General features: G+C 46.0%; 10 protein-coding genes. 1 reads left to right on the top strand and 9 read right to left on the bottom strand.

Annotated features, from left to right (window positions below; genetic code table 11):
• Positions 1-26: 26 nt before the first annotated feature.
• The 5 genes from J7623_RS17895 to dprA form a co-directional block, all read right to left on the bottom strand.
• A complete protein-coding gene (locus J7623_RS17895; RefSeq protein ID WP_291922843.1) occupies positions 27-2,648 on the bottom strand; it encodes a PKD domain-containing protein in 2,622 nt (873 codons plus the stop codon).
• An 18-nt stretch (positions 2,649-2,666) separates the two neighbouring features.
• Positions 2,667-3,458, bottom strand: coding sequence for an alpha/beta hydrolase (locus J7623_RS17900; protein WP_291922845.1), 792 nt, complete (start codon positions 3,456-3,458; stop codon positions 2,667-2,669).
• Positions 3,439-5,049, bottom strand: coding sequence for an apolipoprotein N-acyltransferase (gene lnt / locus J7623_RS17905; protein ID WP_291922847.1), 1,611 nt, complete (start codon positions 5,047-5,049; stop codon positions 3,439-3,441). Before lnt ends, J7623_RS17900 begins: the two co-directional genes overlap by 20 nt.
• Before the next feature lie 117 nt (positions 5,050-5,166).
• Entirely contained in the window at positions 5,167-6,639 is a 1,473-nt protein-coding gene (gene guaB, locus J7623_RS17910) for an IMP dehydrogenase (RefSeq protein ID WP_291922848.1), read from the bottom strand.
• Positions 6,640-6,750: 111 nt separating this feature from the next.
• Positions 6,751-7,857, bottom strand: a complete 1,107-nt coding sequence (dprA, locus tag J7623_RS17915) for a DNA-processing protein DprA (protein WP_291922850.1) — start codon at positions 7,855-7,857, stop codon at positions 6,751-6,753.
• A 92-nt stretch (positions 7,858-7,949) separates the two neighbouring features.
• Here dprA and J7623_RS17920 point away from each other — a divergent pair, with 92 nt between their 5' ends.
• On the top strand, positions 7,950-8,756 hold the full coding sequence (locus tag J7623_RS17920) for a 5'-nucleotidase, lipoprotein e(P4) family (protein WP_291922852.1): 807 nt from the start codon (positions 7,950-7,952) through the stop codon (positions 8,754-8,756).
• Between the two features lie 123 nt (positions 8,757-8,879).
• Here the strand turns inward: J7623_RS17920 and J7623_RS17925 are convergent, their stop codons facing one another.
• From J7623_RS17925 to folD, 4 genes are all read right to left on the bottom strand, one after another.
• Entirely contained in the window at positions 8,880-9,341 is a 462-nt protein-coding gene (locus J7623_RS17925) for a DUF1569 domain-containing protein (protein ID WP_291922854.1), read from the bottom strand.
• Between the two features lie 2 nt (positions 9,342-9,343).
• Positions 9,344-11,236, bottom strand: coding sequence for an OmpA family protein (locus tag J7623_RS17930; RefSeq protein ID WP_291922857.1), 1,893 nt, complete (start codon positions 11,234-11,236; stop codon positions 9,344-9,346).
• Between the two features lie 214 nt (positions 11,237-11,450).
• Positions 11,451-12,074, bottom strand: coding sequence for a 7-carboxy-7-deazaguanine synthase QueE (locus J7623_RS17935; protein WP_291922858.1), 624 nt, complete (start codon positions 12,072-12,074; stop codon positions 11,451-11,453).
• Between the two features lie 65 nt (positions 12,075-12,139).
• The gene (gene folD / locus J7623_RS17940; protein WP_291922860.1) at positions 12,140-13,027 is read right to left on the bottom strand and encodes a bifunctional methylenetetrahydrofolate dehydrogenase/methenyltetrahydrofolate cyclohydrolase FolD; all 888 of its coding nucleotides are present in this window, start codon (positions 13,025-13,027) and stop codon (positions 12,140-12,142) included.
• Positions 13,028-13,101 lie beyond the last annotated feature (74 nt).

The raw sequence follows: 13,101 nt of genomic DNA on the forward strand, positions 1-13,101 counted from the left end.
GCAGATCCGGTTCATTTCCGGGAACTTTATCTTATCAGTGTAACGGTGCCTTTGCGTTGTACGGTGTTGTTGTTAATATCTTTTCCCTGTACTACCCAAACATAGGTAGCGATAGCGGCAGGTTGTCCGTTGACAGTACCATCCCATCCCTGCAAATAGGCCGTGGATGAGTAAACCAGCTTACCCCAGCGATCAAATACGCGGAAGAATTCTGTTTGCACAATGCCTACTGGAAGTGGACGGAAAATATCATTTACGCCATCGCCGTTGGGAGAGAATGCGTTAGGTATATAAATCTCCGGCCCTTTCATGAAGCGAACGAAAATGTTGTCGGTACCGGAACAACCTTCCTGCGTATAGGCGGTAACGGTATATGTAATGTCATGGTTATACGTAGTAACCGGATTATAAATGCTGCGGCTATTTAATCCGTCTGGCGGCGTCCAGGTATAACGTACGCCCCCGGTAGCATGCAACTGGAAAGGCGTGTTCAACATAATAATGGTATCGTTGCCGGCAAAGGCGCGGACTTTTGGTACTACTTTTACTAACGCAGTGGCAGTCACAGGTTTAGGGCATCCGAGTGTATCCGTTACGGTTACAGTGAATAAAGTGGTATCTACCGGCCTGGCTACCGTTATGCGGGAGGAAGGGCTATCTACATAATAAGCTGGCGACCAGCGGTAATAAGCACCGCCAGTGGCCCGCAGTGTTAAAGGCACGCCGAAGCAAACAGTGGTATCCGGCGCAGCGGTAGGCTTCGGTGGGTCCACTACTTTCAGGGTAACGGTATCGGCAGAACGACATTTTCCCAACGCTACCTGTACTTCATAAGATTGTTTGGGTGGCGCCGGAGTTACATATGCATCCGGGTTGGTTGATACTACCTTATGCTGGTCCAGGTCCGTCCAGCGGTAAGTATACAGCCCGTCGGCCATGGATTCCAGGTGAATTTCATCATTGGTACACACCGTACTGTCTGAAATGGTTTTTACATGAATAGTATCTCTTACATCTACCATTACATTTTTATCATTCACACATCCCTGGTTATCTGTAAAGGTTACTTTATAAATAGTTGTACGCGGTGGAAATACAATAGCACCAGGCGTATTCGGGTTCAGGATAAAATAGTTATCCGGCGTCCAGTTAAATTTACCGGGCGCGGTGCTCGTAGCCCACATTTGTAAACTGTCTTTCGAACAAAGTAGTGTATCTGAAGAGGCATTGAAGGGCGGCTTATCGTAAATCGTTACGGTGTTGGAAATCGTTTGTTCGCAACCGTTATTATCGCGCACATATAACTTTACATTATATGTACCGGTCGTTTTATAAGCGTAGTTAGGGTTGGTTACATTGGAGGTATCGCCATTACCGAAATCCCATTTAGAATAAGCAATGGTGCCACCGGTAGTGGTAGAGGTAGAGGTGAACCTGGTTTCTTTATTGGCGCAGAAACCGGCGGCGGTATACCCGGCTTTTAATACCGGGAATGCATATACGAGCGCAGTAGCGCTGTCACCGCAGTTGCTGGCTTTATCCACCCACATTTTTACAGTATACAATCCTTTTTTCGTGTAGGTATGTGTGATAGGGGCCGTACTGTTGGTGGTAAGCGTGGTGCCATCTCCAAAGTCCCAGGTATATGGCTTGCCGAGTGTACTGTTATTGGTGAAAGTGATGGTAAAATCTTTACAGTCGTTGTATTTATCTGGCATCGACGCGGTTACCTGTTTCACACAGGTCGTAATGTTGATATGAAAATCTTTTCGGAGCGTCCCTATTTTTTTCCCGTTGCGATATTCGTTTACACATACCGTTACTACGTATTTGCCGGCAGCAGGAGCAATACCGGAAATAATGCCCGTTTTGGGATCTATCTGTACATTTAATCCTAATGGACTACTGCCGGAAAAAGGTGAGGTATAGGTCACAAATTGATACGGCGGATTAGCAGAAGCTGGTGGTGTATTATCTCTGCCATCTGTTAAGCCACCACCTTTGTAAGCATCACAGAATTCATAAGTCAATGCGTCGCCATCGGGATCTGTAGCGGAGAAATCGTAAGTGAATTTTTTATCTGCGCATACCAGGGTGGCTTCTTCCTTGTTAAAAGTAGGGCTGGAGTTGTTTTGTGCGCCCAGGTTACTACCAGGAATGTCCGTATAGTAAGTGGCTCCGGTACCGAGGTCGCCGCTGCCATCATTGATAGGCTCCGCCACAATGTTTAACATAAAAGGATCCCGGCAACAGCTCTGGAAGGCAATCGTATAGCCGTCTTTGTTATCCGGAACGGTAATAGTAGTAGTATAGGTGCCTATCTGGTAGCAGATGGTAGGCGGATTAACAATACAGGGATCTATATTTGCGAGATTTTTTTCTTCGAAACCGCTTCTTTTGGTAAGATTGTCACCGACCCTGGCATAGCCATTACTTTTATCAAAAACAGAAAGATATACCGCATCCGGCATTTTGGCAATGCGGGGACCGGTGCCGCATATACGATATAATTTGAGTGTAATGGAATAGGTCAGTGAGTTACCACTGCGGCTAATGAACTTATAATATACCTGCCCGCCTATAATATGGCTGGCTTGCGCCACCAGGGCACACACCATGCATATCAGGATGGCAAATAGTTTTTTCACAACAGGTGATTTTTACGATTATAGTTGACAAAATGCTATAAACTGCTCTAATATCACATTACTTTCTGTTCCTACTTCCCACATACCCATGTGGCCCACATTTTCGAATATATGAATGCTGCTTACCCGCGGCAAAGTTAGCTGAGGTAAGATGTTATCCAGCGGCACAGCATTATCATCTTTCCCGATCATAAACAATACTGGTACGGGACAGGTTTTCAACACCGATGTGCGATCCGGCCGCGCTGCCATCGCTTCATAATAAGCTATCAACGCAGGTAATTCGCATTCCATGCCCATTTTTATATACGCATCCACCTCTGCAGGCAGGGCGCTTTTGGTGGCAGGACTAAACATATTGGGCAATGTTTGCCGTAAAAATGTTTCAGGGCCGTATTGTTCCATTAATTTAATGGATTTACGCCTGCCTTCTTTTTTTTCTTCACTATCTGCTTTGGCGGTGGAATGAAAAAGTCCCAGCCCCTTTAACAAAGCGGGGTATTTTTCTGCTAATGCCAGCGCCACGTACCCACCCATTGAGTGACCAATGATCACTGCTTCTTTAATATTTTCTGCTAACAGGATCGCATATACGTACTCCGCCATACTATTGATAGTCAGGGGAGTAGTTAATGGAGATACTGCGGTTCCGGGTAAATCCGGTACAATAACGCGGTATTGACTTTTAAGCTGCGAAGTTTGTATGTTCCAGATACCTGAGTTTTCTGCAAAGCCGTGGATAAGCACTACTGTTGTGCCCTGGCCTTCATCCAACCAGGTGATGTTTCCGTTATTGATTGATTTCCGCATGTCTTAACCCGGGAATAAATCGTGAAATAAAAGCATGTACCAGGAACAAGATACAAAATATTAATGCGGCTTTCGATACCAGATCGCCATTTTTTACATAGAACGTAAGACCCGTCCTCGGTGTTACAGTTGCTTTAAAAACTGCCTGTTGCCAATAGGGTTGCGGTTGATACACATTGCCTGCAGGATCAATAACAGCGGATATCCCGGTATTGGCGCAGCGGGCTACCCAGCGCCGGGTTTCAATGGCACGGATCCGGGCATATTGCAGATGCTGCCGGTGTCCTTCTGTATTACCCCACCATCCATCGTTTGTGATAATGACTAATAAATTGGCACCTGGTTTAATATGCGTGGCGATATAGTTGCTAAATACTGATTCATAACAGATTACCGGAAAAACGTTGATGCTGTCTGCCGGATTTGTAAATAATTCCACGCCGGGCATACGGCCATAACTGCCGGAAATACCGCCAAAATCGAGCGCTACACTTTGCATGAAAGACAAATACCCCACATAAGGTACCAGCTCCGCGCCAGGCACCAGCTCATATTTGTGATACACCTGAATGCTCCGGGTGGTATCTATTTGTACGGCGCTGTTATAGGCATCCCAGCGGGTTCCATCATTCATTGTTCTGGCAGTAGCGGGAGTTTCATCTGTACTGTTGTAACGCTTCATGGTAACGGCACCGCTGATCAGCCTGGCTTTAGGGTATTTCTGCAACATCTCCCGGATAGCCATTACTTCGGGTTGATAATTCAGGTCATGCTCCCAGGCACCCTGCGGAAACAGTGCTGTTTCCGGCCAGATAATATAACGGGTATTGCTATCCGCTTTTTCTGCTGTGAGACGCATCATTTTTCCCAATTGCTCCATCACAGAACCTGCGGTGAATTTTTCATCGTAAGGGTCAATGTTGGGCTGTACTACTACCACTTCTGTTTTGCGTGCGGGATCATCCGGGGTAGGAGCAATGAAAGCGGAAATAACCAGGGGGACAATAATTGCCGCGGCGGGCTTCCATATTTCACGTAATAGCTGTTGCCGGGAGAAATCGTATATGCGGGCACGTTTCCAAACATTATATATCAACACGTTCACGCTTAATACCCAGAATGAACCACCGCTGGTGCCGGTAAATTCATACCATTGTATCCATCCCGGACGAAGGGCGAAGGCATGTCCCAGCACCAGCCAGGGCCAGCTAAATTCCCAGGTCTGATGAATATATTCAAACGTTAACCAATATACGATCAGGGCAAAGTAAGCCACGGGTTCCGGTAATCTTCTCCGGCTGTTTTTATAGGCCAGCCAGGGAATGCTCATCAGTAAAGCATTGAAGCAGTTGGCAAATACCCCGCTCATTGGCAGGGTAGTATTGCCTACCCACCAGGTAGAAGCTACATTCCATACCAGGAACGCACTAACAACAAGTCCGAAATATTTTCCGCGATGCTGCACTTTTTCGCTGATATACAACAACGGTGTAAACGCAACGAAAATAAGCGGCGTAAGCGGCATGGTAGGCCAGGCGAGCCAGAAAATCAATCCACTTAAAATGCTTAGGAGCAGGTAAGGCTTCTTCATTGAAGAATTACGAATTAGAAATTACGAATTACGGATATAGGCGAAGATAAGCGGCGGATGCCTGAAAACAAAAACGCCCCGTACTTTAGTACGAGGCGTTCTGTTATATTATTGTGATTATCTGCTATAGTTAGGTGCTTCCTTGGTGATAACCACATCATGCGGATGGTTTTCTTTTACGGTAGCAGCTGTAATTTTTACAAATTGTGCACCTTGTAAGGCCTTGATATCTTTAGAGCCTGTCAGACCCATACCTGCACGTAAGCCACCTACAAATTGTTGTACAATTTCAGAGAGCATACCTTTGTACGGAACGCGGCCAACAATACCTTCCGGTACCAGTTTCTTGATATCATCTTCATCCTGGAAGTAACGGTCTTTACTACCTTCCTGCATGGCTTCAATAGAACCCATACCACGGTAAGATTTGAATTTACGTCCTTCGTAGATGATGGTTTCTCCGGGGCTTTCTTCCACACCTGCAAAGATAGATCCTGCCATGATAGTAGAAGCACCTGCTGCCAAGGCTTTCACCATATCACCGGTGTAACGGATACCACCATCTGCAATCACCGGGATACCCAGTTTTTTCAGTGCATCTGCTGCTTCCATTACGGCGGAGAGCTGAGGGAATCCGGCACCTGTTACGATACGTGTAGTACAGATAGAACCAGGTCCTACCCCTACTTTCACCGCATCCGCACCTGCTTGTGCCAATGCCAGCGCACCTTCTGCAGTAGCTACGTTACCCGCAATTACCTGCAGTTTAGGGAAGGTTTTCTTTAATTTTTTCAGGTTGTTTAATACCGCGATAGAGTGACCATGAGAGCTATCCAGGCAAACTACGTCTACACCTACATTGATCAATGCCTGTGCGCGGTCCAGCAGGTCTGCGGTAATACCCAGTGCAGCACCTACGAGTAAACGACCAAATTCGTCTTTTACCGCATTAGGGTAGCTGGTCAACTGCAAAATATCACGGTAAGTGATCAGTCCTGCCAGTTTACCTTGTTTATTAACAACCGGTAATTTTTCGATTTTATATTGCTGGAGAATTTTTTCTGCCTTTTTCAGGTCAGTGCCTTCCGGTGCGGTGATGAGGTTTTCGCTGGTCATCACATCTTTCACCAGGCGTTTTTTATTCTTTTCAAACCGTAAGTCTCTGTTAGTGAGGATACCTACCAGTTTGTTGTTATCGTCAACAATGGGAATACCACCAATGCCGTTTTCCTTCATGAGTCTCAACGCTTCACCGATGGTAGCGTCGCCTTTCAGGGTAACGGGATCCATGATCATTCCGCTTTCACTACGCTTAACGCGTCTAACCATTTCGGCCTGGCGTTCGATGCTCATGTTTTTGTGGAGAATACCTATTCCACCTTCTCTCGCCAGTGCAATCGCCAAAGTGGCTTCAGTAACAGTATCCATCGCTGCCGATACCATTGGTATGTTCAGACGTATGTTTTTTGTTAATTGCGTAGAGAGATTTACTTCTTTAGGCAGAACTTCAGAGTAGGCCGGTACCAGGAGCACATCATCGAATGTTAGTCCGTCAGCTACAAATTTGGGTTTAGATTTTCCCGCAGGCATGATGCAACTATTAATCAGTTAAAAAATAATTGCACGCAAATGTACAGATTATTACCCAATAAATAAAATAATCGCCGGATGCCCTGTTAATAAATGATTAACAAGTTTCCGTCAAATCAGCTCGTAGAGCTGCCCTGGCAGGCTGCGGAGCACACTTTGCATCTCCAGGTTAAACACGGCGGTAGCCACCTGGCTCCCCGATAAATGACTTTGCAGGTACAATTCTTCCAGGTGGCGCCGCGACTTTTCCCGGAAAAGCGTCAGAATGAGCTGCTCATCAGGGCTTAGGTCGGGAAACAGCGCTGGTGGCTTGTTGGCGGGCGAGTGAGCAGCTGGAGCATTTCCCCAGCCCATCAGCTCCAGTACATCGGAGGCACCCGTGAGCAGCATGGCCTTATTTTGCCGGATCAGGTAATTACAGCCGGCGGATTGTGGATCCTCCAGCCGGCCGGGTACACAGAATACATCGCGGTTGTAGCCGTTAGCCAGATCGGCGGTGATGAGGGAACCACCGCGTATCCCGCTTTCTATCACAATAGTAGCATCGCTTATGCCGGCTACTATCCGGTTACGTTTGGGGAAGTTCTGCCGGTCGGGCTGCGTTTGACTCATAAAGTCGGTGAGTAAGCCTCCCTGTTCCAGCATCTCCACGGCCAGTTGTTTGTGCGCCGGCGGATAAATCCGGTCCAGCCCATGTGCCAGCACCCCAATGGTGGGCGTATGTACTTTTAAAGCGGTTTTATGGGCAATCAGGTCAATACCATAGGCTAACCCGCTTACAATGGTAATACCGGCTGCAGCCAGTTCTTTCACCATCATTTCTGTTATCGCCCGCCCATAGGCAGAAGGATTCCGCGTCCCCACAATATTCACTATCCGGGGCGGATTCAGGGTTGCATTGCCTTTATAATATAACATGGCAGGGTTGTCATAGCAATGTAACAGTCGCTGTGGATAAGCCGGATCTGTACAAAACAACGGCTGTATCCTGTATTTTTCCATAAAGGCCATTTCTTTTTCAATAGGCCCAAAGTCCCGGTAGCTACAGAGCGCAGCAGCACGCACAGCACCTACCGTTTCAATTCTCTCCAGTTCATATTTTTTCGCTTTGAATATGTTGCCGGCGCTGCCAAAATGTTCCAGCAGCTTTTTAATAATCACATCACCTATCAGGGGAATACGGGTTAATGCGATCTGGTACATTAATTCCTGGGGCATAACAAACAATATTTCCGCATAATTTACAATTTTCCCACGGCACTTTTTGTGCGGCACATGAATTATTTTTGCAGCCACTAACGGATAATTTTATGAAGATGAAATGGATATGGACAGGAGTACTGATGATGGCATTGTTTGCGTGTAAAACAACGCAGCCGGTAGCAGAAAAAACAAAAGCTACCACCCTGATTCCGGGTGGACCAGCATGGGCTGCTTTATGGCAGCAACAGTCCGGTGAATACAAAGCCTTGTGCCTGCAGGCATATCAACTCGCTGCATTACGACTGGATCAATATCTCGCCAATAAAGGTGATAAGCCATTGGCAGTAGTAACAGATATTGATGAAACGGTGCTGGACAACAGTCCTTATTCCGTACACCAGGCGCTGGCAGGTAAAAGTTATGATGATAAAAGCTGGATGGAATGGACCGCTAAAGCCGCTGCTGACACCGTTCCCGGTGCACCGGCTTTTTTTAAATATGCCGCTTCTAAAGGCGTGAAAGTATTTTATATCACCAATCGCGCAGAAAGTGAAAGAGCCGTTACGCTGAAAAACCTGCAGCAGTACCAGTTTCCAGATGCAGATGATCAACACCTGCTACTGAAAACAACTACTTCCGGGAAAGAATCACGCAGGCAACAGGTATTACAACAATACGATATAGCACTGCTATTTGGTGATAACCTCAGCGACTTTGCTGCTATCTTCGATAGAAAGCCAACAACCGAAAGAAATGCTGCTACCTTACAAGCTGCTGCCAGCTTCGGTAGCCGGTTCATTGTATTGCCCAATCCAATGTATGGCGACTGGGAAGGCGCATTGTATAATTTCCAGTATAAACTTACTACGCAGCAGAAGGACTCCGTTATGCAAAGCAGGTTAAGAAATTACTAAGAGCAGAAAGCAGAAAGCAAAAAGCTATTGAAGCGGATGATAAAAGTATAAGAGTAACTTAAACACTCGCTTTTATCATCCGCTTCAATAGCTTTTTGCTTTCTGCTTTCTGCTTTCCGCTCTTTATAAAATGCCGAATTGCTTAAAATGATGCAGGAAATGTTTGCGATGAAACAACTGCCATTCTTCATAATTCAGTTTTCCAAAAATATGATGCACGGTTGTTGCTGCCGGATGTTGTTGAAAGTAAACATTAAAATCATCGATTTCTTCCAGTAAATATTGCCTCGCCATCGCAATGGAAACAGCCCGCGGGGACGGCGGCTCATCGCCCTGGAGCGGAGAAGGAAGGCTATGCTGCATTTCCATCTCACTATATAAAAATTGTTTATAACGCGCTATTTTATCTGGAGGTGTTACAACAGTCAGCTCTCCATGCTTATTACTGGAAAATGCAAGCCCCACACCCAGGTGTTCCAGCATTTGAAGGGCATTCATTTTTCCCCACTCCGGCAACGTGTTTTCGTGTAGCCGTGAGAGATAGTTATCCAGCGTGGCTGGTGTTAAGAATGTTGCTGCGTCCATATTTATAAGCTGATAATTTTAAATACAGTACGACGGTTCGCGGCGCGTCCTTCCTCTGTGTCATTGGTGGCAATCGGATTGCTTTCGCCATAGCCTTTTGCAGTAAGACGAGAAGCGGCGATACCTTTTTCTGTCAGGTATTTCACCACTGATTTAGCGCGGTTTTCGGACAGCACCTGGTTGTCTTTATCGGTACCTACATTATCCGTATACCCTTCAATGGCGATCTTCACGCCCGGGTTGTCCAGTAATAAGTTCACCAGTTTATTCAGCTCTAGAACAGAGGCAGGTTTCAGTGTATATTCTTTGCTGTCGAAGAAGATATTATGCAGCACTATGCTGGCATTGGCCGCGAGTGGTTGCAGTGGAATATTTTTTTCGAAAGGCACACCCGGGTTATGATCTTTCAGGGAGAAATTATCGGAGTAAAACAGGTAGCCTTTCCGGTTTACGTGAAAAGCATAATCTCTGCCCACAGGCAATGGTGCCAGGTAATCGCCATTATCGTTGGTTTTTACGGTGGCAATGCTATAGCCGCCCTGCAGGTCTGTTACGTCGATGGTAGTGGCCAGGCGGGCATGTGTGAGAGTGTCATATACAAAGCCTTTTACGTACAACGTTTGTAGTGGCCTTGCTTCAGGATACAGTTCAAAGCGGTAGATATCAAGTGCACCACGGGTATCTGAACGATCCGATGCAAAATAAGCGGTTTTACCATCGGCTTCTACCACCAGTGATGCATCTTCGTCGATGGTATTGATGGGATAACCCAGGTTGGTAGCGGGTCCCCAACTGCCATCCGGTTGACGGCGGGAATAAAAGATATCCAGCCCGCCATAACCCGGATGACCATTGGACGCAAAATAAAGCGTTTGTCCGTCTGCGTGAATAAACGGCGTTGTTTCCCTGCCGGGCGTGTTAATATTAGGTCCCAGGCGTTGCGGAACGCTCCATTGACCATTTACCAGCCGGTTACTCACAAATATATCTGCACCATTATCTGGTGTTTCACGTGCAAAATAAAGCGTTTGTTTGTCGGTGCTGAGACAGGGTTGTGATTCCCAGTCACGGGTGTTGATAGGGGCTCCAAAGTTCTTTGGTTCGGTCCACCCCTGAGCAGTTTTTTCCGAGTAGTAGAGATCGCAGCTGCCTTTACCTTCCGGAAATTCGCAGCCGGTGAATACCAACATGGTACCATCTTGTGAAATGTTCTGTGCGCCTTCATTGAAAGAGGAATTTACGGGTTCACCCATGTTTTGGGCTGGAGACCAGGTATTATTTTCCCGGTGTGTGATGTAAAAATCTTCATTACGGCCATTTACGCGCCTGGTGAAGATCAGTGTTTTACTGTCGATGGTAAGGGAAGGGAAGTATTCCGGATCTTTACTGTTTACCGGGTCTCCAAGGTTTTCCGGATGAAAAGGTACGGTTTGGCGGTGATTGTTTACGGCAAATTCATAATTGACTTTTAGCTTTTCTGCTGTAGGACTTTTAGACTTTGCATTTGCCAGATACTGGTTGATTAACTGTAACGCCCCTACGAAATTTCCTGTACCGGCCATTGCCCTGGAATAGGCTACAGATACAGGCCGCATACCATTACTATCCAGCTCTTTGAGTTTTTCAAAGGCGGTAACGGCGGCTGCATAATTTTTCAGCTCTACATAGCAGAGTCCTATTTGTCCGTAAGCATCCGTAAAATTGGGCGCGGCTTTGATAGCTTCCTGCAGCAGTCCGATAGCGGCCGGCGTTTGATAAAGCCTGACAGCATCTATAGCACGGTCGAAAGCAGCTTTTGCTTTTTTAGGAGCAGTTTCATAAGTGACTGTCTGGGCCTGCATTTGCAGCCCAAAGCCCAACAGGCAAGCCAGTATGAACAGAGAGGTGTTTTTCATAGAATATATTCGCTCCCTAAGTAACGAAATTCTAATGAAAAATAGTGTAGCAGATTTTTGTCCTGTTAAGGATTAGACTGATTATACTGATTTTTTATTTTTGATTTTGTAAAATGAAAAAAGCACGAAGACGGACATCATATCCACATCATTCTTCGTGCTTTTAATTTTCTAAATATAATTAGTCTAATCCTGAACAAGATAAGCATCCGCCCTAGGGGACATTAATATACTTGTGGATCTGGAGAGACATGGTCCACTGTGGGTGGTCCTTGATATAGTCTGTAATCAAAGGTGTCATTTCTGCACTGCGTTCCCATTCCGGTTGCAGGTACAGCTTACAGTGTTTACCTGCAAGTGCAGCATATTTTTCTGCCCAGGCAAAGTCTGTTTTGTTGAAGATGACTACTTTCAATTCGTGGGCTACTTTACAAATTTCAGGTAAAGGTGCTTTGAATTTTTTTGGAGATAAAGTAATCCAGTCCCAACTTCCGCTGAGAGGAGAAGATCCGGAGGTCTCTATATGTGTTTGAAAGCCTTGCTTGTGCAATGATTTGGTGAGTGCATCCAGGTTATGGAGGAGTGGCTCTCCACCGGTAATTACTGCAATACGGCCAGGATGGCTGGCTGCTTCGGATACAATCTCATTTATTTCCACCTGCGGGTGCTTGTCGGCGTCCCAGCTATCTTTTACATCACACCATACACAGCCTACATCACAGCCGCCCAGCCTGATAAAATAGGCTGCTCTGCCCTGATGAAAGCCTTCTCCCTGGATGGTATAAAATTGCTCCATCAACGGGAGAGTGGTCGTTTTAATATTTGTTATTACTGACATGACTTCACAAAGGTCTGATTTTTTTTAGCTACTAGCTACTAGCAGCTAAAAAGCTAACAGCTATTTTAGTTCATACTACCTCTCAGGCCAATAGCGGCATGGTAGGTGTTTTTGAGTAAAGCGGCTATGGTCATAGGTCCTACGCCACCGGGAACGGGGCTGATATAACTACATTTCGGTGCTACTTCATCAAATTTAACATCCCCTTTCAGGCGGAAACCGCTCTTTTTGCTGGCATCTTCTACGCGGTTAATACCTACATCCACAATCACTGCGCCTTCTTTTACCATATTTGCTGTTACAAAGTCGGGCTTGCCGATAGCAGCAATGATAATATCTGCCTGCCGGCAGATGTCGGCCAGGTTGTGGGTCTGTGAATGTGTGAGCGTTACCGTGCAGTTTCCCGGATTGGTATTGCGGCTTAGTAAAATGCTCATCGGTGTACCTACAATATGGCTGCGACCAATCACTACGGCATGTTTACCTTTGGTTGGAATGTTATAATATTCCAGTAGCAACATGATACCATATGGGGTGGCCGGGATGAAAGCAGGCAATCCGCTGACCATTTTACCCACATTCATGGGATGGAAACCGTCTACATCTTTGCTGGGATCAATGGTATTGATCACCAGTTCTTCATTAATATGTTTAGGTAAAGGCAATTGAACGAGGATACCATCAATATCCGGATTTTCATTCAACAGAATGATCTGGTCCAGCAGGTGTTTTTCTGAAATCTGTGCATCAAAACGAAGGAGGGTGGAATTATACCCGCATTCGGCGCATGATTTTACTTTGGAGGCCACGTAGGTTTCACTTGCCGGGTTATTGCCTACTAAGATGGCTGCCAGGTGAGGGATTTTTTTTCCAGCGGCCTTTAAATCAGCCACCTGTGCGGCTAATTGGGCCTTAATAGCCTCAGAAACTAGTTTACCGTCTAAAATTTGCATGTGCAAAGGTAAGGAAAACTAGGATTGGATAATATTGATTTGGGAAGGAAAGGGGAAAGAGGTACCGAAGTCCA

The sequence above is a fragment of the Chitinophaga sp. genome (assembly GCF_017745275.1).
In the GTDB taxonomy this organism is placed as follows: Bacteria; Bacteroidota; Bacteroidia; order Chitinophagales; family Chitinophagaceae; genus Chitinophaga.

Excerpts from the sequence above, each read along its gene's own strand:
- J7623_RS17900 (WP_291922845.1), bottom strand. The coding sequence starts at position 3,458 with ATGCGGAAATCAATCAATAACGGAAACATCACCTGGTTGGATGAAGGC.
- lnt (WP_291922847.1), bottom strand. The coding sequence starts at position 5,049 with ATGAAGAAGCCTTACCTGCTCCTAAGCATTTTAAGTGGATTGATTTTC.
- guaB (WP_291922848.1), bottom strand. The coding sequence starts at position 6,639 with ATGCCTGCGGGAAAATCTAAACCCAAATTTGTAGCTGACGGACTAACA.
- dprA (WP_291922850.1), bottom strand. The coding sequence starts at position 7,857 with ATGCCCCAGGAATTAATGTACCAGATCGCATTAACCCGTATTCCCCTG.
- J7623_RS17920 (WP_291922852.1), top strand. The coding sequence starts at position 7,950 with ATGAAGATGAAATGGATATGGACAGGAGTACTGATGATGGCATTGTTT.
- J7623_RS17925 (WP_291922854.1), bottom strand. The coding sequence starts at position 9,341 with ATGGACGCAGCAACATTCTTAACACCAGCCACGCTGGATAACTATCTC.
- J7623_RS17930 (WP_291922857.1), bottom strand. The coding sequence starts at position 11,236 with ATGAAAAACACCTCTCTGTTCATACTGGCTTGCCTGTTGGGCTTTGGG.
- J7623_RS17935 (WP_291922858.1), bottom strand. The coding sequence starts at position 12,074 with ATGTCAGTAATAACAAATATTAAAACGACCACTCTCCCGTTGATGGAG.
- folD (WP_291922860.1), bottom strand. The coding sequence starts at position 13,027 with ATGCAAATTTTAGACGGTAAACTAGTTTCTGAGGCTATTAAGGCCCAA.